Below are 23309 nucleotides of genomic sequence, written 5' to 3'. Positions count from 1 at the left end.
CGTTCCCGGCCCCGGGCGAATGACCCGACGCTGGCCCGTGGATGGGCCGTGGGAGCAAGACCGTTGAGGCGGTCGCTGATCCCATACTGATCCCATACGGCACGAGATCGACCGGGTTGGCGGGGGCGGCGCCGAGACCCGCCACCGAAGAAACCGCAGGTCAGCAGTCCAGCGCCTTCGGGGGAAGGCGCACCGGGGTGCGCGAAGATTCGCCGCGGGGCGCGGCTGGGTGCGTGGTCTGGTCAGCGCGGCTGCGCGGGGTGAGAATGTCGCTGTTCGTCGCGGTCGGACACCGGAATCCTCTGTAGTGCCTGTGAGCCTGTAGGTCAGCATGGTGTGGAGGGCTTCCACGGGAACCGTGGATTGTTGCCTTTCGAGCACGAGCGTCAGACTTCTGTTTCTCCCTGCCCTCCCCGCGTCGGACATCGGCCTTGGTGAAAGGGAGGTGCTCGTCATGGAAGTCGTTCATGCTCGCTGCGCTGGACTCGACGTGTCCAAGCGGGACGCGAAGGTGTGCGTCAGAGTCGCCGGCAAGGGCCGGCGGGCAACCCAGGAGACGGTCACGACGTGGGGTGCGACCACGAATCAGGTCCTGGCGCTGCGTGAGCACCTGATCGCCGAGCGGGTCACGTTGGCGGTGATGGAGGCGACCGGGGACTACTGGAAGCCGTTCTACTACCTGCTCGAGGACGCCGGGTTCGAGGTGGTGCTGGTCAACGCCCGTCATGTGAAGAACCTGCCCGGCCGCAAGACCGACGTCTCCGACGCCGCGTGACTGGCGCAGCTGGGCGCGCATGGGTTGGTGCGCGGGTCGTTCGTGCCGCCGGAGCCGGTCCGCCACCTGCGCGACCTGACTCGCACCAGGACCGCGATCACCCGCGAACGCGGCCGCGAGATCCAGCGGTTGGAGAAGCTGTTGGAGGACGCCGGGATCAAGCTGTCCTCGGTTGCCTCGGACATCACTGGTGTCTCGGGCCGGGCGATGCTTGAAGCGCTCATCGACGGTCAGCGAGACCCGGCCGTGTTGGCCGACATGGCCAAGCGCCGACTGCGTTCGAAGATCCCCGCCCTCACAGAAGCGCTGAGGGGACGGTTCAGCGACCATCACGCGTTCCTCGCTCGGGTTCACCTGGACTTGATCGACCGTCACACCCAGGCCATCACCGAGGTGACGGGCCGCATCGAGCAGGTGATCGAGCCCTTTCGCGCGTTCCGGGAGCTGATCTGCACGATCCCGGGCATCAGCACCGGCGTCGCTGACGTCGTCTGCGCCGAGACCGGCGCAGACATGAGCCGGTTCCCCACCGCCGGTCACCTGGCCTCCTGGGCCGGGACGTGTCCGGGCAGCAACGAGTCCGCCGGACGGGTCAAGTCGACCAAGACCCGACCCGGCAACCCCTACCTCAAGGGCGCCCTGGGTACCGCGGCAATGTCGGCGGCTCGAACCAAGGACACCTACCTGGCAGCCAAGTACCGCCGCATCGCCTCACGCCGGGGGCCGATGAAGGCACTGGTCGCCGTCGAGCACGCCATGCTCACCGCGATCTGGAACATGGCCGCCACCGGCGCCCTCTATGACGACCCAGGACCCGACTTCTACACCCGGCTGCACCCCGACCGAGCCAAACGCCGCGCCCTCGACCAACTGCGCACCATGGGCTACCACGTCACCCTCAACCCCCTGGAGGCCGCCGCGGGCTAGAGGGAATCTTCGCGTCAGCGCGCTGTTCCGGGAAACCGGCGGCGCGCTTTGCGGTACGCGGTCACAGCGCGGTGACAGATGACGTTCATCGTTCGTCCTCCGGGGCCTCTTCCGGGTCGTCGGTGCTCTCGTCGGGGTGCTCGTCGTCGTGCTCGCCGGCCCATGAACAGCTCCGCGGCGTCGGCCTGCATGCCGGGCATGACATGGGCGTAGCAGTCGAGCGTGAATGCCACCGATGAGTGGCCGAGTCGCTCAGACACGACCTTGGGGTTGACGCCGGCGGCCAGGAGCAGGGAAGCATGCGTGTGGCGGACGTCATGCAGTCGAATTCGCGGGACATCCGCAGCCTTGACCGCGCGTTTGAAGGCCTCGGAGATGGCTGGCGGGTTCCACCAGCCGCCCTCCGGGCGGGGGAACAGCAGCGCGGCGGGGTTCCAGAGCGGCCCCACCTGCTGGCGGATCTGGTCCTGGGCGTCGAGGTGGGCGCGCAGGACCTCGATAGTGCGCCGGTCCAGATGGACGGTGCGGGCTGAGCCCTGGCTCTTCTGGTCGTCGGTGTGCTGGTACCCGTCCTCGCCCGGAGTGACGGTGTGGCGGACGGTCACGGTGGCGGCGACCAGGTTGAGGTCGGGCACATGCTGGCCGAGCAGCTCGGAGCGTCGGGCGCCGGTGCTGGAGCCGAAGAACCACAGCGGGTGGAGCGGATGGCTTTCGGTGGCCGCGAGGAAGCGGCGCAACTCCTCGCCGGACCAGGTGCGCATGCTGCGCCGGCGTGCCGCCTGCACGACCTTCATCGACGGCGGGTCGGCCAGCTCGGCGGCGCTGCGGGCGACCCGGCCCCATCGGATGGCGTCGCGCAGCGCCTTGCTGAGCATCGCGTGGATGCGGCGCACCGAACCGACCGACAGGCCCCCCGTGGACTGGACGCGTCCGGACGCCAGCAGCTCGGCATAGAGGCGGTTGAGGTGGGCGGCGTTGAGCTCCTGCAGGCGGACGCCGCCGATGCGGGGCAGGACGTAGACCTCGAGGGTGCGCCGGCGGTCGTCCCACGTCTCGTACTTCACCAGCGGCGGCTTGGTGGCGGGCAGCCATTCCTCGCGCAGGTACTCGGCCAGGGTGAGGGTGCTACGAGGGACGAACGTGCCGCGGTGCAGGGAGGCCCTCACCTCGTGGAGCGCGCGTTCGGCGTCGACCTTGGTGGCGAATCCCGTGCGCTTCTGCTGGATCCGCCGACCGTCGCCGTCCTTGCCGACGTCGACCGTGAAGCCCCACGTGAACTGGAACACCACGGCCCATGGCGCAGCGGCCACGGCCACACCTTGCGATTCCAGCGACTGCCTCTAACTAACCGAACACAACTGCGTTGCGCGGCTCGCCGAACTCCTCGGTGACCTCAAGGGCCACGCGTAGCGCCACGGGCCTCCATTCGACCGGAGGTACGAAGCCCCGCTTTGACTGGACTGAAGGGCACCGCCGGACGTGTCGGCGCAACAGTCATACGCGCACGCGCCGTGAGAAGTCCCAACGCCACGGGATCGTTGTCGAGCGGGTGCCATACGTATGGTAGGCTCGCGGGACGATGCGGAAGACGACGATCTACCTCGATGCCGCCGACGATGCGCTGCTGCGGCAGGCGGCTGCACGACGCGGCTCGACCCGTTCGGAGCTGATCCGCGAAGCGATCCGTCGCCTGCTGCGCGCCGAAACGGCCGCCGACCGTCGTCCGCGCCCGCTCGGGCGCAGTGGCCACAGCGACACGTCTCAGCGGGTTGACGAGTTGCTGGAGGACGGCTTCGGCCGGTGATCGTGGTCGACACGGGCGGGCTGTACGCCTTCCTGGACCGCGACGACGCCAACCACGAAGCAGCGCGCGCCGTTATCGACGCCGACTCCGGACCCTTCGTCCTATCGCCCTTCGTCCTCGCCGAGCTGGACTACCTCGTGCAACGCCGGCTGGGTGTGGGCGCCGAGTGCGACCTGCTCGACGACGTGGACGCCGGGGTGTACACGCTGGTCGCGTTCGGTGACGATGACCTCAGCGAGGCCGTTGCGTTGGTCAGGGGCTACCGCGACCTCGGCATTGGCCTGACCGACGCGTCCGTGGTCGTGCTCGCCAGCAAGTACCGCACCATCGACCTGCTGTGCACCGACGAGCGGCACTTCCGCGCGGTCTCGCCCCTACGGGGCGGCAGCGCCTTCCGACTCCTCCCCTCCGACGCATGACCCCAACGTCCGGGGCAGCGGCGCCTGGGCGAGCTTGATCCCATACTGATCCCATACGGCACGAGATCGACCGGGCCGGCGTGTCAGGCGCTGAGACCGCGAACCGGTAAAACCGCAGGTCAGCAGTCCAGCGCCTTCGGGCGAAGGCGCACCGGGTGCGCGAAGATTCGCTGGCAGGCGCGGCTGGGGGCGTGGTCTGGTCAGCGCCGGCTGCGCGGGGTGAGAATGTCGCTGTTCGTCGCGGTCGGACACCGAAATTCTCTGTAGTGCCTGTGAGCCTGTAGGTCAGCATGGTGTGGAGGGCTTCCACGGAGCCGTGGATTGTTGCCTTTCAAGCACGAGCGTCAGACTTCTGTTTCTCCCTGCCCTCCCCGCGTCGGACTTCGATTGTCGTGAAGGGAGGTGCTCGTCATGGAAGTCGTTCATGTCCGCTGCGCTGGACTGGACGTGTCCAAGCGGGACGCGAAGGTGTGCGTCAGAGTTGCCGGTAAGGGCCGGCGGGGGACCCAGGAGACGGTCACGACGTGGTCTCACAGAAGCGCTGACGGGACGGTTCAGCGACCATCACGCGTTCCTCGCTCGGGTTCATCTGGACTTGATCGACCGTCACACCCAGACCATCACCGAGGTGACGGGCCGCATCGAGGAGGTGATCGAGCCCTTTCGCGCGTTCCGGGTGCTGATCTGCACGATCCCGGGCATCAGCATCGGCGTCGCTGACGTCGTCTGCGCCGAGACCGGCGCAGACATGAGCCGGTTCCCGACCGTCGGTCACCTGGCCTCCTGGGCTGGCACGTGTCCGGGCAGCAACGAGTCTGCCGGACGGGTCAGGTCGACCAAGACCCGACCCGGCAACCCCTACGTCAAGGGCGCCCTGGGTACCGCGGCGATGTCGGCGGCTCGAACCAAGGACACCTAACCTGGCAGCCAAGTACCGCCGCATCGCCTCACGCCGGGGGCCGATGAAGGCACTGGTCGCCGTCGAGCACGCCATGCTCACCGCGATCTGGAACATGGCCGCCACCGAAGCCGTCTACGACGACCCAGGACCCGACTTCTACACCCGGCTGCACCCCGACAGAGCCAAACGCCGCGTCCTCGACCAACTGCGCACCATGGGCTACCACGTCACCCTCAACCCCTTGAAGGTCGCCGCCGGCTAGGGAATCTTCGCGTCAGACCACACCGCCGCCGCCCGCCGAAGCGGCCACCTCCTCGCTGCCGGTGACGGGGCCGCCCCCGACCGCGGCTGTCGCCGCGGGGCTTCTGCTCCTCTGCGCCGCCATCGGCCAGGACCGCCGGCGCGCCGAGGCAGCAGGAGGCACGAAGCCCTGACGCTCGGCGCCCTGCGACCCGACGGCGCCCTCGACCGGCCGCGTCACGTGCCGTGGAGCAGGGCTCGGTGACGCTCCAGCAGAAAGCGCCGCTCCGCGACGTTCTCGGTCAACTCGGCGGCGCGCGCGTAGTCGCGGCGGCCTCCTCGATGCGGCCGAGGCGGCGCAACAGGTCGGCGCGAGTGGCATGCAGGGGGTGGTAGTTGTCGAAATCGAGCGCATCGACGACGGTCAGCGCCGCCTCGGCGCCGGCGACCTCGGCCAGGGCGACAGCGCGGTTCAAGGCGACGACGGGCGTGGGGGTGAGGGCAACGAGCTGGTCGTACAGCGCGAGGATCTGGCGCCAGTCGGTGTCCGCCGCCGTCTGCGTATCGCTGTGGACCGCGGCGATCGCTGCTTGCAGCTGGTAGGGACCGGGGCGGTTGCGCCGCAGGCAGGCCCGCACCAGCGCCTGCCCCTCGGCGATGAACGTAGGATCCCAGCGTGACCGGTCCTGGTCGGCGAGAAGGATGAGCGCACCGTCTGTGTCGGTCCTTGCCCGGCGGCGGGCGGCGGTCAGGAGCATGAGCGCGAGCAGCCCGCCGACCTCCGGCTCGTCGGGCATGAGGGTGGCGAGCAGTCGGGCGAGGCGGATCGCCTCCGTGACGAGGTGTTCGCGGTCGAGCGCCTCGCCAGCGGTGGCGACGTAGCCCTCGTTGAAGATCAGGTAGACAACGGCGAGCACACCGCGGAGTCGGTCGGGGAGCGCGGCGTCGCCGGGCACGCGGTAGGGGATCTTCGCGTCCCTGATCTTGCGCTTCGCTCGCACCAGCCGTTGCGACAACGTCGCCTCGGACACAAGGAACGCGCGGGCGATCTCTCCGGTCTTGAGCCCACCGATGAGCCGCAGCGTGAGCGCGATCTGGGCATGGGTGGCGAGGGCGGGGTGACAGCACGTGAACATGAGCCGCAGCCGGTCGTCGCGCACCACATCTTCCTCCTCGCCCGCCAGCTCCTCAGGTGTCGCCAGCACAGCGGCGCGGGCGTGCCATTCGCTGCGCCGCGACTCCCGCCGCAGCCGGTCGATGGCCTTGCGACGCGCGGTGGTGGTTATCCACCCTCCGGGGTTTGGTGGCAGGCCGCCCTCCTGCCAGCGCCGAGTCGCGACGACGAATGCCTCCTGGACCGCGTCCTCGGCGATGTCGATGTCGCCGAAGACGCGGACCAGCGTGGCCACGGCTTGCCCGAACTCCTCGCGGAAGACCCGCGCGATGGCCGCGTCGTCGATCGCTGGTGGTCGCGGCACAAGGCCGCGGCTCTCGCTCACCCTTCGGGTTCCTCCTGGAACGGGCGCACCTCCACCGGGCCCTGACAGGCAAGGGTGGCCTTCCCCGCCCATTGGAGGGCGGTGTCGAAGTCAGGCACCTGAATGACCCAGAAGCCGCCGAGGTGTTCCTTGGCCTCCGCGAAGGGCCCGTCCGTGGTGACGATCTCGCCGCTCTCGGCCCGCACGATCGTGGCGATGTCGGGTTCCTGCAGGCCACCGGCGAACACCCAGACGCCGCGCTCCTGCATCTCGGTGTTCAGCGCGTCGACGTCCTTGTACATCTGCTGGATGGTCTCGGGGTCCGGATCCGGCTGTCCGTCGACGTAGTGCACCGACAGCAGGTACTGCTTCATGGCTGGCTCCTTGGTTCGCGGGAGCGGCCGTCCCGCTCCTCACCATCCCTACGAAGCCCCCGACCGGAATCGACACTGGCCAGGGAAATTCTCGTGCGCTATGTCCCCGCGCCGTTCTGGAAGGGCCGCACCTCGATCGGGCAGGTCGTCGCCCGCGACGCCTTCTCCGCCCACGCGAGCGCGGCGTCGAGATCGGGCAGGTCGAGGACGCTGAACCCGCCCAGCTGCTCCTTCGTCTCCGCAAACGGCCCGTCCGTGGTGAGCACCTGTCCGCCGCGCACGTTCACGACCGTCGCGCTGCTCGCGTCGTGGAGCCCGCCTCCGAACACCCACACGCCGGCGGCCTTCGCCTCCTCGTGAAACACCTCGGTGTCGCGGATGATCTGCTCGAGCTCTGCCGGCGGGGGCTGGGTGGCGCCTTCCGGGTAGTACACGGACAACAGAAACTGCGTCATGGTGGCTGCTCCTGTGGTGTGCGGGCCGCCTCATGCTGGGCCCTCCACCCTCCCCACGAAACCCGGCCGGACCGATCGACATTCTTGCAGAATCCGACCGCGAGGGTGCCCCCGCTGATCGACAGCCGCTCCCGTCGCGCCGGGCTGGCTGGGGGCCGTCGAGGAACGGGTGATCGTTTCGAACGGCCCGTGCGGACCCAAGTGCTGGCTGCTTACCGGAACCGGAGCTCAGCGTCAGGCTGCACCTCATGTGGTGCCAGGCCGCCAGGAGGGGTCGCGTCCGATGAAACCGATCAGCCGGGTCTGGGGATCGGCATCCGCGGCCTGCACCGCCTCGGTGTGAACGCTCCACGCCGCTACCGGGCCGTCGGCGACCGCCGAGCCAGTGAGCAGCGCGACACCGCCTGCCGAGAGGAACCCCGGGAGCCAGGTCACGAGGTGCTCGACGACGTCTCGCGCGGCCCAGCCGGCCACCGGTGCGGGGGCGTCCCAGTGAGCCACCCCCCGCACCAGGTCGGTGCAATCGCCCGCGATCCGGCGATGCCGCTCAGCCGCGCCGAGGTCAGACAGCGCCATGGGACAGCATCCGATCGAGCTTGGCGTACCCCTCGTCGACCCCGACCTCCATGCCCGAGCGCAGCCACGCGTCCCTGCCCTCGAAGGAATCGACCAGCGACTGCGCATGAAGCCTGGTACGGCCGTCGCCGAGGTCCTCGAACGTCAGCGTCTCCAGTGCCACGCCGTCCGGGTCCCCCTCGTACGTGAACGTCTGCACGATCCGGTGCTCGCTGACCTGGTGGAAGCAACCGCGGAAGGCGTACTCCTCCCCGTCGCGCCGCTGCACGAACCGCCACTCGCCGCCGTCGCGCGCGTCCCAGATGGGGGTCTCGGTCTCCATGCCGTCCGGCCCGATCCACTGGGCGAACAGCTCGGGGTCGGTGTGCGCCGCGAGCAGCTGCGCGGGAGTCGCCGCGAAGTCGCGGGTGATCCGGATGATCGGCAGCCGCTCGTCCGCCTCGATCGCGGCCTGTGTGGTCGTCGTCATGATGCCTGTCCCTTCTGCTCCTCGGTCATCCTCGCCAGGACCGCGTCCAGGCGCTGGTAACGCTGCTCGGCGCGCTTGCGGTAGCGCTCGATCCATGCGGTCATCAGGTCGAGCACCTCCGCCTCGAGGCGTACCACACGGCGTTGGGCGACCTTTGACTTGCTGACCAGCCCCGCGTTCTCGAGCACCTTCAGGTGCTTGGAGACCGCCTGCACGCTGACGGCATACGGCTCGGCGAGCTCCCCGACGGTCGCGTCGGTGGCGGCCAGCCGCGCAACGATGTCCCGACGCGTCGGGTCGGCCAGTGCGGTGAACACCTTGGACAACGGCTCGTCCATCCGCTCCTCCTCAACTGATGGGTTGAGTACAAGCTAGGCCAGCGGCGTGGGTGTTGTCAACCCGCAGGTTGCCATACGTAAAGGTATGGTCGTGGGCGCTGCGGAAGACGACGATCCACCTCGACGAGGCCGACGATGCGCTGCTGCGGCAAACAGCGGCGCGGCGGGCTCGACGCGCTCGTACCTGATCCGCGAGGCGATCCGTCGTCTGCTCCGTGCCGAGACATCGTCTGACCGTCGTCCGCGCCCGCTCGGGCGCAGCCGCCACACCAACACCTCGCAGCGCGTCGACGAGCTGCTGGAGGACGGCTTCGGCCGGTGATCGTGGTCGACACGGGCGGGCTGTACGCCTTCCTGGACCCCGACGACGCCAACCACGACGCAGCACGCGCCGTCGTCGAGGCCGACCCCGGACCCTTCGTCCTGTCGCCGTTCGTCCTCGCCGGGCTGGACTACCTCGTGCAACGCCGGCTGGGTGTGGGCGCCGAGTGCGACCTGCTGGACGACGTGGACGCGGGGTGTACACGCTGGTCGCGTTCGGCGACGACGACCTCAGCGAGGCAACGGCACTGGTCAGGCGCTACAGCGACCTCGGCATCGGCCTCGCCGACGCGTCCGTGGTCGCGCTCGCCAGTAAGTACCGCACCGTGGACCTCCTGTGCACAGACGAGCGGCACTTCCGCGCGGTCTCGCCGCTGCGGAGCGGTAACGCCTTCCGCCTTCTGCCCGCCGACGCCTGATCCCATACTGATCCCGTACGACACGAGATCGACCGGGTCGACGGGTCGGACGCTGAGACCCGGGGCCAGCAAGACCGCACCGGCGTCGTCGCGGACACCTACTCGATGGCCACGGCAGTCGCCGCCGTCGACCTGCTCACCGCGGCCAGCGGCGCTGACGTCGCGTCCACATGCGCTAACGAAACGCTCGTGCCGGCACGCGGTCAGGCGTGACGCCTGTCGCCGACCGGCAGCGGGAAGTCCCCGACCGGCGGGCGCGGAGGGCGCTGGACCGGCAGGGCCACCGCACGCAGGTGAGGGGCGAGGGCGCCGCGGCGCTGCTGGAGAAACTCGTAGCGACGAGGCGAGCGCGCGAGGAGCACCTCCGGGGTGCGCACGAACGCCATGACGGCCTCGGGGAAGTCCTCGAACGCCGACGTCGTCATGTAGTCGCTCAAGGGCTGCTCACCCCACCCGCCGCTGTCCCAGTTGTGCCGCGTGATGGTTCTCGCACCCGGTGGTGGCGGCGCGCCCGCGGCCGCGGCCTGCTGGACCGATGGATCGCCGACGTCGTACAGCCGGCCGCCGATCCAGCCCACGGCGCGTTGGAAGTCGCGCAGCAGTTGCGGGTCGGGAGCCGGCGGAGTGAGCGCGACCTCCTGGAGCCCGTGGCCGAGTTCGTGGGCGACGTAGTTCGCCATGCTCGCGACCGCGCCGGGATCCGGCCGGTGCGCGGGCGAGCCGGGCTCGTCGCGCCCGACCGGCAGCCGTTTCGGCGTGGTCGTCGAGGTCGCGTAGACGGTGAGGGTGCCCGCGCCGTAGCTCGCGCCTTCGGCGTGGTCGGGCATGAGTCCCGGCGGCGACGGACTCGTCTTGTAGCTCGTCTGGTAGAACACGATCTCCTGGGCAGGAGGGATGCCCCCCATCCCGCGGGCGAAGTCCTCGAACCCCCGGACGATCCCGTTGTAGACCTCCGACACCGGACCGGGGTCCCACGCCGACCAGCTCAAGGTCCCGCCGGCCAGGAGCTGCTGGAGGAGGTCGCCCGTACGCGGCACCCCCGGAGTCGGGGGACCGCTGAGGTGGTTGAGGTGCGCCACCTGCGACGCGAGCGTGCCGGTCCGCACGGCGGTGAGCCCGTACTGAGCGGTCATCGTCGCCTCGAACTCCGCTCGGGTCATCGGCCGGTCGGGTATGGGCGCCGGGGCCAGCGGCTGACCGGTGGTGGGCAGCGACTGGCCGGTCGCGCCCGGGGCGTGGCCAGGGGGATCCCTCAACAGCCGCTGGGCGGCGGTGTTGCCGGCGAGGCGCTGGATGGCGAGCAGCTGGCGGGCGCGCAGGTCGGCCGTCGCAACCCGCTCGCCGGCAGAGCCGGTCGAACGTCGCCGCGCCGGCAGCTCAGCGACCGGCGCTTCGTGGAGGTGCGCGCCCGCCATGGCGTTGATTCTCCACTTGGACGCCGCCCCTGAGAACGGTGCACCACGCTTCCCGATCGGGCGGCGCCGTCTGCTCCTTCAGGCAGCCGCGGCGCTGATCGCTGCACCAGCTCACGGATCCTGAAGCGGCGGGTGGCGGGGCGGAGCGAGCCCGCCCCCGTCGCCGGGCTCATTCGAGGGTGTGGGTGAACCAGGCCGCCCAGCTGCCCTTCTTCACAAAGCGCGTCCCGGCCCCCCCAGGCACCCTCCAACCGGGCGCCGTCGGAGAACCGAGGCGTAGGCGGCGAGAACCAGCGTCCCGTCCCCGACGGCGATGGCGTTGTGCGGCACGCGGTAGGTCGTCGCGGTGACGCCGCCGCCGTGTTCGGCCTTGTGCGCGAACCGCCATGGCACGGGGTTGCCGTGCGCCTCGCCCTTCTTCGGGCGGGTCTGGGGATGTCGGCCACGCGAGCCCCCGCCAGGTAGCCGAGGCTGATCAGGCGCAGCCGCAGGGGCCGCCACGGGCCGCGGCCGCTGACGATCGTGGACAGGTTCGTGCGGGCGGTCGCCGGGTCCCCCGTCCACAAGCTGACGACGCCGCGGGCCAGCACCCCTTCGGTCTCCCACGCCGACAGGTCGCTGACCCTCACGGGGAAGTCCGCCACCAGGGCTAGCCCCTCGAGGGCGTGGCCCGGATCGCCAGCGCGGCGACCAGCACGCTCAACGCGCCCCCGCTGGTGAAGGCGTCCCTCGACCCGCCGATCGCGCGGCGGGCCCACATCGCCGATTCCGCGCCGCGAGGGAGGCACAGCGCGACGGGCGGGCACGGCCTCGTCGCCGTCGAAAAGCTCGAGCGCGATGAGCTGCTCGCGCGGCTAGCATGCCTCGTCCCCGGCCCCGTCGACGAGACCTCGTCGTCCTGGCCCGCCGGTTCGCTCGAGCCCACCGTGCGCTGCTGACCACCCCGCCCGCCCTCGACGTCGCCCCGCGTGTCGAGGAGCACCTCGCGGTTCTCCAGACCCGAGACAGGCGGTGCTACGCGCCTGGGGCGATTGGCAAGAGCTGCGCAGCACCGACGCTCCACTGGCCGCCCGAGGCGCCGCCCTTGACCGTCTCGAGCATGCTCGGCGGGCGGTGTGCCGGTGAGCCGCGGTGGCTCTCGTGCCGCGTCAGCGAGCGTTGTGGAACATCCCGTGATGCGGCTTGGCCGGACCCGCGCCGGGTCCCCGGTCGCCCGGCCAGTCCGCCCGGTCGAAGCTGATGCACCCGCTGCCCGCCTCCTGTCCGTCGACGTCGGCAGGGAAGCGCCGGTCTCGGATCAGGCGCCCGTCGGCGAGCCTGAGGACGCAGGCGCGAAGGTCACCGCCGATGCCGGTCTCGCTGACGAAGTAGGTGAAGTAGGCGAGCCGCCGGCCGCCGTTGGCGTAGTCGAGCGCGAGGTCGTGCGGCCCCCCCGAGGTGGGGTCGTCGACGACGTGCACACTGGCGATGCGCGGGCAGTCGGGCTCGGCGCCTCCGCTCCACACCTCGTCGGGATGGTCGATGGCGCAGGAGAACATGGCTCCGGCGCGGACCAGCTGGTGGACGTCGAGCATGACGATCATGCCCGGGAAGGGTCGTGGATCGGTTGCCCTGCCGATCGGCGCACGGGTCTGTCCGGCCTCGCGCCCGATGATCGACGCGATCACGTACCTGTTGTCGGGGGTGACCAGCAGTCCGCCGCCGCCGACGCAGCTTGCGGGGACCCGGCTGTTCGGCTGCGCCGCCTCCCCCGCGGCGCTGAAATCGAAGACCTCCTGCCATCGCGGGTGTCGAGCCGTCATGTCGGGGGTGTAGTAGAGGGCGCCGCCGCAGCTCGTGGCGGCAAAGGCCCCGCGGCTGGGTAGGTGGCCGTCCGGTGTCTTGCCGGTCGGGTTCAAGTGGCCGGGGGCATGGGTCGCCGCCAGGCCCTCAACGGCGACGTTCTCCTCGTGGGCCTCGTTGATCTCCTCACGAGGACCGTCGGGGAGTATGACGACACGCGGTGCACCGATGCACCGGGTCGTGCGGGGAGGCGGCGTCACCGTCGCGCACGCAGGATCGAGGTCGTAGTGCCGAACGGTGAACCTGCCGGCGTCGGCGGTGGCGGGCAGGGGCAGCGCGAGGCGGGCCGCGTCCGCGTAGTCGGAGCTGACCACCGTATTGAGGTCGGTCCGCACCGACAGGCCCAGCGGACTGGCGGGTAGGCAGTCGCCGGCGTCGGTCTTGCGGGTGAACGGGCCGCCGGGCTTGGTCGGCGCCGCCACCGGGTCCCACTGCGTCGTGCAGGCGAGATCGGTGGGGATCCGGCTCGCGGGAGCCTCCTCCAGCACGGCGGCGCCGCGAGCGTCCAACCGGATCAGGGTGCCGTGCGGTCCCAGCAGCGGACCGCCGGTCTCCGATCCCAGGGCCTCGCAGTTCGGCAGCACGGCCGCGAACGCAGGCAGGCTCCCCGCTGTCTGCCCGTCGGTGACGAGACCGGTGAGCCGCGGGCGCAGTGGATCCGACAGGTCGAAGGTGAACCAGGAGTCCGTGAACAGCCCGTTGGCCAGGAGGCTCGAGCACCCCTGCGGGACGAAGGGCTGGACGTGGTGGGCCTCATGACCGACTCCTGGTGGGGTCGCGACCGATACGGTCCGCAGCACCTTGCCGTAGGTGGCGGAACGGCCGTCAGCGTCCACCACCGCGAGGAAGTCACTGCCCTCGGAGAGGTTGTACTCGTTGCCTCCCCACCGGTCCGGAACGGCCGCCGCGCGCCCCTTGTGCCCGGCCCACACGTACAGCAGCGAGCGGGGGGACGCGGCGGAATCCGGCGCGGGCGACGAAGCGATGGAGGGGGAGTCAAGTGACGAGGAGTCCGGTAGTGCAGGAACGGCGCTCGGCAGACTGACGGGAAACAGTAGATGCAGGACCGGCGCCATGAGAAGCAGGTGGTGCCAGGCCGTTCGCCGACGGTATTCGCGCCCGCGTCCCACTCCCACCATGGTCCGCCACCCCCCGACACTGTCGTCACCACCGCTCGCGCGGCCGTTCCCTTCCTCCTGCTAAATCTTGTCACTGGCCAGATAGCGGGATACTGCCACGCCGGGCTTTCCATCGTCAAGACCGACGTTTCCCGGACACCGTCGATCCGCCGCTGGACGGAGGCCCCATTGCCGCGCCCCTGAAGGGAGGGGACGAACGGCCGCGTCCGTCCAGCGGGCTCAGCCGCCGGCGCCGGACACCGCTTGGAGCAGCGCGGGGCTCGCCATGACCGCCACCCCCACGACGATGAGCCCGGCGCCGATCACGCGCCCGACGACCAACGCCCTTGCCGCATGCTTCTCGACGACGAACAGCAGGCTCAAGCCCACCATCCAGGCGAGGTTCATGAGACCGACGACGAGCAGCACCGCCATAAGGGCCCAGCAGCAGCCAAGGCAGTGGATGCCGTGGGCTACGCCCGTGCGGAGCGCGCTCGCCGGTCCCTTGCCGGCATCGTGGCGCAGCACGGTGGTCACGGGGGTGCAGCAGGTCTGCTGGCAGTGCGCCTTCTGACGCGTGAACTGGTATCCCCCTGCCAGCACAAGGGTCACGCCCGCCACGACCGGGAGCCACCACGCGCCAGCCGCGTCCGCGGTGAGGCCACGGAAGGCGAGGAAGGGCACGAAGTACAGAATGCCGACGAGGGCCCACACCGCGAGGAAGCCGACGACGAACGCCGCGCTCGAAACGGCCGATTCGTTGCGGTGGCGCAGGACCAAGCGATGGGCCAGCGCGGCGGGGATCACGGCCGGCGCCATCATGGCGATCATCATCACCGCCCACATCTGGAGGAACGCGGCGGCCCCCATCTCGTTGGGCATCCGGTGGCCGACCTGCCCGAGGCCGTTGATCATCCCCGACATGGAGATCGCATCGCGCACCGTGAACACCCACGCCACTGCCGCGACGAGGAGCACCGCCACGACCAGCGCCGCGGTCGTCCGGGAGGGCAGTATCCGGTAGCTCGTCGCCGGGCTGTCCGGTCGGTCGTCGAGCAAGGCCTCGAGGTTCGCCATCGCGTCCCTCCCCTGTGCTGGTCAACGCACGACTAATACCACGACCAATGCGATGCCACTTCCGGCACGTCGCGAAACGGTTCGACGGAAAAAGCGGCCGGGGCGTCCGGGCCTTTCGGTGCGGGATGCAGGTACGAGGAACGGGCATCTGTATGTCGTCACACACGCCGAGGAAGGGCTCGCCGGCGCGCTCCTCCTATCTCAGGTTTCGGCTCAGCCTGAGAGGGAAGCGAAATGGAACGACCGTCATCTCCGCGTCCCTCGACGCGAGACAAGGAGTGCCTCATGACCTCCGTCGCCGAACTCGTCCGGTCCTCGCCAACCGACCTCCCCGTCGACGAGAAGCTGCTGATCGAGACGATCGAGCTGCTCTACGACGGCGCTGCCACCTGTACCGCGTGTGCCGACGCCTGCATCGCCGAGAACGAGCCGCACTGCGCCGCGACGTGCCTCAACTGCGCCGACATCTGCTTCACGACGGCCAGGATCCTCTCGAGAGCGACGGGGTTTGACGCTGACACGACCCGCGCGGTCCTGACCGCCTGCGAGCAGACGTGCCGTACGTGCGCCGAGCACTGCGAGCGCCACGCGGAGCAGTACGAGCACTGCCGCGTGTGCGCGGAGTCGTGCCGACGGCGCGCCGACGCCTGCCACCGCCTCATCGACGCGCTGGCGGCCTGAGAGGGCCCTTCTCGCCTACGGGTCGAAGAACAGCCCTTTCAACTTCAGCCCCAGCCACGGCCGTCGGCCCCAGGCGATGAGCTTTCCCTGTCCGACGGCCCGCCACTGGCTGATCCGCCCGTAACGGACGAGCAGGGCGGCAGCGCCGTCGGTGCGCCCTGCACCCCTTCAGTGAAGGCGCGAAGCGCAATGAGCAGGTGCGCGCCGACCGCGTGGTCCTCCGGCCTCACCGCCGGTGCGGATGTCGTTGCGCCGGGCGGGTGAGCTGCCGCAGCTGCGCCTCGATGTGGGCGGGGACCGGTCGTCGCGTCGCGAGCACGTGTGGCAGGCCGCGCGCGGCGTCGAGGATCCCCCGCCGCTTCGCCGGGCTGTCCGCGTCACGGAAGAGCTCGCCGGTGCGCGCGAGCACACCGAGGCCCCGCCGGTGGCGCCAGGCCGTCCACAGGTCGTTGCGCAGCATCCTGCGGTCCCGGCTGCTGCGGTCCCGCGGCACCGTGTCCGGATGGTGGTGGGCGACAGCCTCGTCGACATAGGCCAGGTCCCATCCGGCGGCGGCGAGGGCGAGGGCGAGCGGCTCCTCCTCGCCGCCGATGACATAGCTGTGCGGGAACCCGCAAACGGCGAGGAAGGCCTCTCGGCGGACCGCGGTGCCACACGCGACGAACCCGAGGACCCGGGGGCCGGGCAGCCCGTCGGACGACAGGGGGCTGGCGCTCATCACCGCGCAGGTCGGGTCGAGGCGTTCGTCGTCGCCGACGACGATGCGCGCCGCAACCACGGCGAGACGGGGATGCGCGGCGAACGCGCGGCTGATCACCGGCAGCGCGCCCGGTGCCCACCACGAGTCGTCGTCGGCAAACGCGACATACGGGGTGTGGGCTCGGCGGACCCCGGCGTTGCGGGCTGCGGTCACCCCCCGCGGTCCCGCGTGGTCCACGACGACGACGTCGGGGAACGCGTGCCGTACGGCGTCGGCCGTGCCGTCGATCGACCCGTCGTCCACGACGATCACCGGAGGGCGCTCGGGCAGGCTCCGCAACCGGCGTACGGTGGCGAGCGCCTGCTCCCGCCGGTCACGCGTCCCGATGACCACCGTGACGTCGACCACGCGACCGCCTGACTCCTCACGTGCGCACAGGGGCACGTCCACGCCAACCACCGACCGCTCCTTCCCCTGCCAGGTCCCCCTACCGCTTCGCACAGAAGCGGAAACGTCCGGGCGACCGCGCCTCCGCGCCATTGAGGGGCCGAGATGCTTTTCTATACTGCCCGTCGATGACGGCATACCCCGGGACCGGTGAGGTGCGGGCGCTGCCGTGCACGGTCGGGGAGGCCCGTGCCGCCATGGACGCGGTCCTTCGCGAGTACCAGTGGCCGGGCGACATCGACGGCCTGCTGCTCGCCTTTCAGGAGGCGCTCGTCAACGCCGACCGTCACGGGGGCGGCCTGCGGGAGGTGATCCTGCGCACCGGCAGGCGGGTCGTGGTCGACATCGCCGACTACGGGACGCCGTTCGACTGGGAGCCCTACGTCGCTGAACCCCCCGACCTGCTTGCGGAGCGGGGGCGTGGCCTGTGGCTGATCGCTCACCTCGCCAGCGCGATCGAGGTGCAGGGCGAGCCCGCCGGGGCACGGGTCCGGTTGACGTTCGATCCGGTCGGTGGCGGTCTGGCGGAGCGGTCAGCAGTGCCCGAGGTCGACGAGATCCCGCTCGTGCCGATCGCGCAGCTCGCGCCGGCCCTGTTGGAAGCGCTCGGCGCGGCGGCGGCCGTGGTCGATCGACGGCTGGTCGTCCGCGACGTGATCGGTGATTTCGGCGCGCTCCTCGACGCCGACATCGACCAGGTCGTGGGGCGCGACATCCGCGGGCTCGTCGCCGAGCTCAAGCATCGGTTCGCCGACCCGCAGGGTTACGAGCAACGGGTTCTGCAGGCGTTCGCGCAGCCCCGGCAGCCCACCGAGGAGACGCTCGTGCTCGCCGACCGCCGGCTCGTGCGTCACCACACCTTCCCGCTGAACGGCGGTGACGGAGCGTCCGCCGGCCGCGTGCTCGTGCTGCTGCCCGTCGCGGAGCAGACACAGGTGCTCGCCGCGTTCCAGCGCTTGTTGCTGCCGGCCGTGCCGTCGGGCGACCGGTTCGACATCGGCGCGATCTACCATCCCGCCCAGGCGAGCACGTTCGTCGGCGGGGACTTCTACGACTTCGTCTCCTTGCCGGCCGGCTGCTGCATCGTCGTGGGCGACGTGTCGGGCAAGGGAGCCCGGGCCGCGGCGGCGAGCGTGCGCACCCGCGCGTACCTGCGGGCGGGCTTGGCCATGACCGGTCTCAGCGGGGCTATCCGCGCCCTCGAGCAGTCGCTCCACGAGGAGTTCGACGAAGAGGAGTTCGTGACGATGGCGATCGTCGCCCAGGAGTCCGCCGACGTGTGGACCCTCACCTCGTGCGGACACCCCTCGCCACTGCTGACGCGGGGAGCCGACGTCCGGGAGTTCGCGGTCAGGGGGCCGCTGCTCGGTCTCGGCGGCGCCGGGGAGTGGACGCGCGAGCCGTTCGTGCTCGATCGCGGGGAGGTGGTGCTGCTCTACACCGACGGGGTGACCGACGCCGGACGGGGCCGCGACCCCTTCGGCACGGCGCGGCTGAAGGAGGCGCTCGTCGAGCTCAAGCACCTCGGGGCTCAAGACCTCGTCGAGGCGATCGACGCCCGCATCCACGCGTTCTCCTCCGAGCACATCCGCGACGACCACGTCCTGCTCGCGGTGCGCCGCCCGTGAGCGCACCGGACCCGCGCGTCGCCGAGGCGATCGCGCACGTCGCCGCAGTCGCGGCCGAGCACGCAGTCGACGTCGACCTCCACGCGCGGTTCCCCCAGGAAACCGTCGAGGCGCTCGCCGCCACGGGCCTGCTCGGGCTGACCGTGCCCGCAGCGCACGGTGGTCTCGGCGCAGGGGCCGCCCTGGCGTGCGAGGTGGTGACCGCGCTCGCCGAGCAGTGCGCGTCGAGCGGGATGGTCCTGACCATGCACCTGGCGGCGCTTGCGGTGCTGCGGAGCACCGGCGGTTTCGACGACGTGCTCAGGGCGGCCGCGGACGGACGACACCTCTCGACCCTCGCGCTGAGCGAGCGCGCCACGCGCAGCAACTTCTGGATAGCCATGGGGCAGGCCCGCGAGCGCGACGGCGGCGCCGACATCGACGTGGAGAAGTCGTTCGTGACCAGTGCCGGGCCGGCGAGGAGCTACGTCGTCTCCACAGCCACACCAGCACGCACGGACCTGAACGCCGGCGACCTGTTCCTCGTCCGGGTGGAGGACGAGGGCGTGGAGGTGCTCGACTGGTGGCGCGGCTCGGGCCTGCGGGGAAACGCAAGCGCCCCCATGCGCTTTCGCTGCTCGTTGCCCGCCGCCGCGCGCATCGGCCGGTCCGGGGACGCGCAGAGGATTCTGCTCGCGGAGGCGATCCCCTGGTTCCACCTCGGCTCGGCGAGCGTGTCCGTCGGGCTGTCACGCGGCGCGCTGCGCGCGGTCGGCGAGCACCTCACCGTGACCCGCCTCGAGCACCTCGACGAGCGGCTCGTGGACCAGCCGGTCGTCCGCCACTCCCTCGGCCGGCTCACGACGGGCGTCGCCGTGGCGGAGGGGTTCGTGCGCTTCGTCGCTGCGGCGATGGAGCGCGGCGAGGCCACCCGGCGCGACGTGCTGCAGCTCAAGGCGGTGGGGAACGAGGCCGCGCTCGCGGCCACCGACGGCGCAATGCGCCTCGGGGGAGGCGCGGCCTACTCGGCGCGCTCGCCGCTCGACCGCATGTTCCGCGACGCCCGCGCCGGCGTTGTCATGGCGCCGACCGCCGACATGATCTACGACATGGTCGGGCGGGACCTCGCCGGCCTGCCGCCGCTGTAGGCGGTCACGCCGGAGGGGGGCGTTCGTCAGCAGGCGGGCCGGTCGTAGCCGGTGCGCAGCTGGCAGAGGACCCCGGGCCCGACGGCGGCCGGCCCCCCCACGACGGTCACTGCCCGGCTTCCGTGACGGTCGATCCAGGCGTGGGCATCGGGGCTCAGCGTGGCGGAAGCGGTGAGGAGGATCGGCCTGCGCCCGTGGGCGGCCAGCCCGCTTGCGGACACCCCGTCGGGGTGGCGCCAGCCGCTGACGAGGATGGGCCTCCTCTCGTACCCGAGCGCGGCTGCCCGGTCGGCGAGGCTCGCGGCGGTGGCCGTCCTCGTGGCCCCGGCGATCCGCTCGAGACCCTGCAGCCCGGCCACCGCCGCGTCGGGCACGGCTGCGGGACCTCCCACCACCCAGATGCGACTCGCGCCGAGGCGCTCGACCGCCGCGCCGAGCCGCTCCTGGTCGCCCGCGGGGCGGGTCAGCAGGATCGGGTGACGCTCGCCCGCCGCGAGGGCGCTGGCTGCGAGCGCGTCGGGGAACTGGCGCCCCGTCGTGACGACGAGCGTGGAGGCGTCGGCCCCGTGAGCGGCTGCGGTGGCGGCGATGAGCTCCGAGGTGGCGTAGCGGTCGACGCCACGCAGGCGCCGCACCTCGACGCCCTGCCCCCACACTGCGTCCTCCACCGCGGGGTCGAGCGGCCCGACGAGGTAGGCCACCTCGGGGGCGAGCCGGCCCAGCTCCTCGGCGACGGCCGTGTCGAGACGGTCGCGGCGTGTGAGCAGGAGCGGTCCGCCGACGGTGGCGGCGAGGACGCCCCCTGCCACGGCGTCGGCCCAGGCCTCAGCCTCGGCGAGCACGGCGGTGTGGACGCGGTCCGGCCAGGTCGCCCGGCTGACCGCCACGCTGGTCGCGTACCGGTCGCGGCCGCTCACGACCTCGACCTGCTGCGGCGCTGCGACCAGGCGCGGCGGAGGGGGAGGCGGAGGGGAGGCGACGGGCAGCCGCACCGCCCCGGCGTCGTCGAGCACGCCGAAGCAGAAGCCCCGGGCGTGGGCGCCGTCGATGATGCGCGGCAGCGCCGCGATGGTGTTCGGCGCGCGGGGGCTGCCGTCGTGGAGGACGACGACCGACCCTGCCCTGAGGTGGCCGAGGACACGCCAGGTGATCGTGTCGGCCGAAGGGCCCCGCCAGTCCTGCGGGTCGACCGTCCACAGCACGGGCGTGTAGCCGGCCGCCCGCAGCACCGCGTCGACGCGCGCACTGGTCGCGCCGTAGGGCGGGCGGACGATGGGCGAAGGGCGAGCCTGCGCACGCTCGACCGCCTGGGTCGTGCGCACGACTGTGGCCCGGATCTGCGCGTCGGACAGGCGCGTGAGGTTCTCGTGGCCGTAGGTGTGGTTGGCGATCACGTGGCCTTCCCCGGCCGCTCGCCGGACCACATGAGGGCGCTGATCGACGAGCCGTCCGACGGGGAAGAACGTCGCTGGGACGCTGCGGGCGGCGAGCGCGTCGAGGACCGCCGGGGTGTGCACGCCGGGCCCGTCGTCGAAGGTCAGCGCGACGACGCCGGCCGGGCAGTGCCCGGACGCTCGGAGCGGACCCGGGGTGTGCACGACGAGTGCGAGCGCCACGAGGCCCGCGACGAACGCCCGCCCTACCATCGGCCCACCACCATCGGCCTACCCCCCTCCCGCCTCGCCGCACTATACCGTGCGAGCCCCGGCGCGGCCGGTCAGGCGAGCACCGCGGCGGCGGCGAACACCGCGTACTCGGCGGAGAACAGCTTCCAGATCGACCGGTAGAACGCTGCGGTGGACCGGGGGTCGCCGAGGGCGAGGCGGCGGACGGACCACCCGAGCGCTGCCGCGAGCCCCGCGTGGCCGGCCACGAGCACGCCGGTGTGCAGGCCGGTGATCCCCACGAGTCCAGCGGCCACCACCGCGATGTGCGTCGCGAGCAGCGCGCCGACCCCCATGGCGACGACGCGTCGCGCACCGAGGCGCAGCGGCAGGGTGCCGATCGCGTGACGGCGGTCGCCCTCCATGTCGGGCAGGTCCTTGAACCACGCGATCACGAGGCCGACGACCACGACGACGAGCGTGAGGGCGAGGAGGGGCGCCGGCAGCGGCATCCCTCCGCCGGGCGCAGCGGCGAAGTGCGCGAAGACGAGGAGGTTCACGGTGAGGCCGCGGACACCGACGATGCACCCGGCGGCCAGCGCGTGGAAGCGCTTCAGCCGCAGCGGCCGCACGGAGTAGGCGGTCCCGAGGACGGCGGCGATCGTGAGGGCGCCGAGCAGCCAAGGGCCGCCGAGCGCGCCGATGACGGCGGCGGCTGCGAGCGCGCCTGCCACGAGGAGGCGGGCGTCACGTTGCGCCAGCGAGCCGGCGGGCAGGGGAAGCCAGGGCTTGTTGACCCGGTCGAGGTCGACGTCGGTGAGCTGGTTCAACCCGACGATGTAGACGTTGACGGCAAGCCCTCCGAGCAGCGCGGTGACGAGGTCGAGGGCGGAGGGATCCCGGGGGGTCGCAAGGAAGCGCGCGAGCACGAACAGCGCGCAGACGCTGACGACGGTGCCCACGATGGTGTGCGGCCGGCTGAAGCCCACGAAGGCGGACAGGCGCCCACCCCCCGCCGCCCGCCACCCGAGCGACTGGATCCGGCGAGCGGGCATACGCGAGGCCCTCAGGCGACGGGTGTGACCGGGTCGCCGACACGCACGACCCCTGGCTCTTCCACGTCGGCGTAGACGCCGAAGTCGACGCTGGCTCCCCCGCGGTAGCGCCTGATGAGCCGGAGGGCGTCGACGTCCTTCCGGCCGGTCGCCGGGTCCTGGGTCGTGACCACGCAGCGGGGGACCGGACCGGCGACGCGCACGACCGCCGATCCGAGGCGGACCGCCTGCCCCGCCCAGGCGTCCTCGTCGTGCGGCCGGCCACCGCGGAAATGCACGAGCATGCGGAAGCGGCGCCGGTCGAGTCCCCCGTCGAGCCCCGCGTGGGCTGCGAGCGCGTCGACCGCGGCGTCGCCGAGCAGGGTGACCGGATGCACGTCCCAGCCGTCTCCGGGCTGCTCGGTGCGTACGAGACGGACCGTGGCGCCGGCGTAGGCGGACAGCGACCGGCTCCACGGGCCCTCGACGACGCATCCCGCCACCGCACGCCCCCCGTAGAAGTCGGTCGTGACGCCATCCCCCGCCCGCACCCGCTCCTCGACGCGGGTGCCGTCGGGGAAGGTCAGCGCGAGCCGGTCAGCCGCGTCGTCGAAGACGGCGGTGATCCGCACGAGACCACCGAGGCGTCTGCCGCCGAAGAGCCGGCCGTGCTCGTCGATGAGGTAGAACCGTCGGTCGCCGGCGACGCCGGTCGGGCGGAGCGTGACCTGCTCGGGGTGCGCCAGGCCGAGTCCCTTGACGGGCGCGACGGACAGCAGCGAGACGGCGTGCATGCCCGAAGGCTATGCGAGTGAGGGCGTGCCCCGTCGTGCTACTCGGCGAGCTGCGGTGCCGATGCGGGGTCGGCCGCCGGCGGCTTCACCGACGTCTCGTCCGCCCCACCCTGGGCGGTCGTGGTCCCGGCCTTCTCGGCCGGGGACAGCAGCAGCCCCAGGACGGTGTCGACGACGTCGCCGATTGTGGACCCGACACCGGTGACGGTGTCGGCGGTGAGCCGGACGACCGAGCCCGTCGTGTCACCGACGACCCCACCGAGCGTCGGGTCGTCGTCCGCTGCGTCGGGGGCAGCGGGGTCAGCCGGCTCCGGCGCCGGGCGGGGAGCGGTCCCCGGGGCCGGAG

General features: G+C 71.6%; 25 protein-coding genes and 1 pseudogene. 11 read left to right on the top strand and 15 right to left on the bottom strand.

Annotated features, from left to right (window positions below):
* Positions 1–454 precede the first annotated feature (454 nt).
* Positions 455–1702: pseudogene (locus VM324_05160) on the top strand (IS110 family transposase).
* Positions 1703–1716: 14 nt separating this feature from the next.
* Here VM324_05160 and VM324_05155 read toward each other — a convergent pair.
* The gene (locus VM324_05155) at positions 1717–3012 is read right to left on the bottom strand and encodes a tyrosine-type recombinase/integrase (protein HVL98662.1); all 1296 of its coding nucleotides are present in this window, start codon (positions 3010–3012) and stop codon (positions 1717–1719) included.
* A gap of 269 nt (positions 3013–3281) precedes the next feature.
* Here VM324_05155 and VM324_05150 point away from each other — a divergent pair, with 269 nt between their 5' ends.
* The 4 genes from VM324_05150 (at position 3282) to VM324_05135 (ending at position 5088) form a co-directional block, all read left to right on the top strand.
* Complete coding sequence (locus tag VM324_05150; protein ID HVL98661.1) at positions 3282–3506, top strand: CopG family transcriptional regulator; 225 nt, start codon at positions 3282–3284, stop codon at positions 3504–3506.
* Positions 3503–3925: a PIN domain-containing protein gene (locus VM324_05145; protein HVL98660.1), complete on the top strand. Its 423-nt coding sequence runs from the start codon at positions 3503–3505 to the stop codon at positions 3923–3925. Before VM324_05150 ends, VM324_05145 begins: the two co-directional genes overlap by 4 nt.
* Before the next feature lie 595 nt (positions 3926–4520).
* Complete coding sequence (locus VM324_05140; protein ID HVL98659.1) at positions 4521–4844, top strand: IS110 family transposase; 324 nt, start codon at positions 4521–4523, stop codon at positions 4842–4844.
* A gap of 43 nt (positions 4845–4887) precedes the next feature.
* A complete protein-coding gene (locus tag VM324_05135; protein ID HVL98658.1) occupies positions 4888–5088 on the top strand; it encodes a hypothetical protein in 201 nt (66 codons plus the stop codon).
* A 280-nt stretch (positions 5089–5368) separates the two neighbouring features.
* Here the strand turns inward: VM324_05135 and VM324_05130 are convergent, their stop codons facing one another.
* The 6 genes from VM324_05130 to VM324_05105 all read right to left on the bottom strand — a co-directional run bounded on the left by VM324_05130 (position 5369) and on the right by VM324_05105 (position 8756).
* Positions 5369–6565: a sigma-70 family RNA polymerase sigma factor gene (locus tag VM324_05130; protein ID HVL98657.1), complete on the bottom strand. Its 1197-nt coding sequence runs from the start codon at positions 6563–6565 to the stop codon at positions 5369–5371.
* Positions 6562–6918 carry a YciI family protein gene (locus VM324_05125; protein ID HVL98656.1) on the bottom strand — a complete coding sequence of 119 codons (357 nt, stop codon included), beginning with the start codon at positions 6916–6918 and terminating at the stop codon, positions 6562–6564. The genes VM324_05130 and VM324_05125 overlap by 4 nt, the downstream gene beginning before the upstream one ends.
* A gap of 98 nt (positions 6919–7016) precedes the next feature.
* On the bottom strand, positions 7017–7373 hold the full coding sequence (locus tag VM324_05120) for a YciI family protein (GenBank protein HVL98655.1): 357 nt from the start codon (positions 7371–7373) through the stop codon (positions 7017–7019).
* 246 nt (positions 7374–7619) lie between these two features.
* Positions 7620–7949 carry a hypothetical protein gene (locus VM324_05115; GenBank protein ID HVL98654.1) on the bottom strand — a complete coding sequence of 110 codons (330 nt, stop codon included), beginning with the start codon at positions 7947–7949 and terminating at the stop codon, positions 7620–7622.
* Positions 7936–8418 carry an SRPBCC family protein gene (locus tag VM324_05110; GenBank protein ID HVL98653.1) on the bottom strand — a complete coding sequence of 161 codons (483 nt, stop codon included), beginning with the start codon at positions 8416–8418 and terminating at the stop codon, positions 7936–7938. Before VM324_05110 ends, VM324_05115 begins: the two co-directional genes overlap by 14 nt.
* On the bottom strand, positions 8415–8756 hold the full coding sequence (locus tag VM324_05105) for a metalloregulator ArsR/SmtB family transcription factor (protein ID HVL98652.1): 342 nt from the start codon (positions 8754–8756) through the stop codon (positions 8415–8417). The genes VM324_05110 and VM324_05105 overlap by 4 nt, the downstream gene beginning before the upstream one ends.
* A gap of 46 nt (positions 8757–8802) precedes the next feature.
* Here VM324_05105 and VM324_05100 point away from each other — a divergent pair, with 46 nt between their 5' ends.
* Together VM324_05100 and VM324_05095 are read left to right on the top strand one after the other, a co-directional pair.
* Positions 8803–9078, top strand: coding sequence for a hypothetical protein (locus VM324_05100; protein HVL98651.1), 276 nt, complete (start codon positions 8803–8805; stop codon positions 9076–9078).
* A 196-nt stretch (positions 9079–9274) separates the two neighbouring features.
* Positions 9275–9496 (top strand): hypothetical protein, encoded by a 222-nt coding sequence (locus tag VM324_05095; protein HVL98650.1) that lies wholly within the window; start codon positions 9275–9277, stop codon positions 9494–9496.
* A gap of 203 nt (positions 9497–9699) precedes the next feature.
* On the opposite strand, the gene VM324_05090 is transcribed toward VM324_05095, so the two are convergent.
* Entirely contained in the window at positions 9700–10911 is a 1212-nt protein-coding gene (locus tag VM324_05090) for a hypothetical protein (protein ID HVL98649.1), read from the bottom strand.
* Between the two features lie 665 nt (positions 10912–11576).
* On the opposite strand from VM324_05090, the gene VM324_05085 reads away from it, so the two are divergent.
* Positions 11577–11849, top strand: coding sequence for a hypothetical protein (locus tag VM324_05085; GenBank protein ID HVL98648.1), 273 nt, complete (start codon positions 11577–11579; stop codon positions 11847–11849).
* A 210-nt stretch (positions 11850–12059) separates the two neighbouring features.
* Here the strand turns inward: VM324_05085 and VM324_05080 are convergent, their stop codons facing one another.
* Both VM324_05080 and VM324_05075 read right to left on the bottom strand, forming a co-directional pair.
* Complete coding sequence (locus VM324_05080; GenBank protein HVL98647.1) at positions 12060–13685, bottom strand: hypothetical protein; 1626 nt, start codon at positions 13683–13685, stop codon at positions 12060–12062.
* 426 nt (positions 13686–14111) lie between these two features.
* On the bottom strand, positions 14112–14948 hold the full coding sequence (locus VM324_05075) for a DUF2182 domain-containing protein (protein ID HVL98646.1): 837 nt from the start codon (positions 14946–14948) through the stop codon (positions 14112–14114).
* Positions 14949–15233: 285 nt separating this feature from the next.
* Here VM324_05075 and VM324_05070 point away from each other — a divergent pair, with 285 nt between their 5' ends.
* On the top strand, positions 15234–15629 hold the full coding sequence (locus VM324_05070; protein HVL98645.1) for a hypothetical protein: 396 nt from the start codon (positions 15234–15236) through the stop codon (positions 15627–15629).
* A gap of 226 nt (positions 15630–15855) precedes the next feature.
* On the opposite strand, the gene VM324_05065 is transcribed toward VM324_05070, so the two are convergent.
* Positions 15856–16737, bottom strand: coding sequence for a glycosyltransferase family 2 protein (locus VM324_05065; protein ID HVL98644.1), 882 nt, complete (start codon positions 16735–16737; stop codon positions 15856–15858).
* A gap of 167 nt (positions 16738–16904) precedes the next feature.
* On the opposite strand from VM324_05065, the gene VM324_05060 reads away from it, so the two are divergent.
* Both VM324_05060 and VM324_05055 read left to right on the top strand, forming a co-directional pair.
* Positions 16905–18404 carry a SpoIIE family protein phosphatase gene (locus VM324_05060; GenBank protein ID HVL98643.1) on the top strand — a complete coding sequence of 500 codons (1500 nt, stop codon included), beginning with the start codon at positions 16905–16907 and terminating at the stop codon, positions 18402–18404.
* Positions 18401–19531 (top strand): acyl-CoA dehydrogenase family protein, encoded by a 1131-nt coding sequence (locus VM324_05055; protein HVL98642.1) that lies wholly within the window; start codon positions 18401–18403, stop codon positions 19529–19531. Before VM324_05060 ends, VM324_05055 begins: the two co-directional genes overlap by 4 nt.
* A 26-nt stretch (positions 19532–19557) precedes the next feature.
* On the opposite strand, the gene VM324_05050 is transcribed toward VM324_05055, so the two are convergent.
* The 4 genes from VM324_05050 to VM324_05035 form a co-directional block, all read right to left on the bottom strand.
* Positions 19558–21177 carry a cell wall-binding repeat-containing protein gene (locus tag VM324_05050; GenBank protein HVL98641.1) on the bottom strand — a complete coding sequence of 540 codons (1620 nt, stop codon included), beginning with the start codon at positions 21175–21177 and terminating at the stop codon, positions 19558–19560.
* Positions 21178–21248: 71 nt separating this feature from the next.
* Positions 21249–22190 (bottom strand): homogentisate phytyltransferase, encoded by a 942-nt coding sequence (locus VM324_05045; protein ID HVL98640.1) that lies wholly within the window; start codon positions 22188–22190, stop codon positions 21249–21251.
* Between the two features lie 11 nt (positions 22191–22201).
* Complete coding sequence (locus VM324_05040; GenBank protein ID HVL98639.1) at positions 22202–22963, bottom strand: MOSC N-terminal beta barrel domain-containing protein; 762 nt, start codon at positions 22961–22963, stop codon at positions 22202–22204.
* A 38-nt stretch (positions 22964–23001) separates the two neighbouring features.
* Positions 23002–23309: hypothetical protein (locus VM324_05035; GenBank protein HVL98638.1), on the bottom strand; the 308-nt coding region annotated here is incomplete at its 5' end.

This window comes from Egibacteraceae bacterium, from assembly GCA_035540635.1.
GTDB lineage: Bacteria > Actinomycetota > Nitriliruptoria > Euzebyales > Egibacteraceae > DATLGH01.
This window is presented reverse-complemented; position numbering and strand designations above follow the sequence as displayed.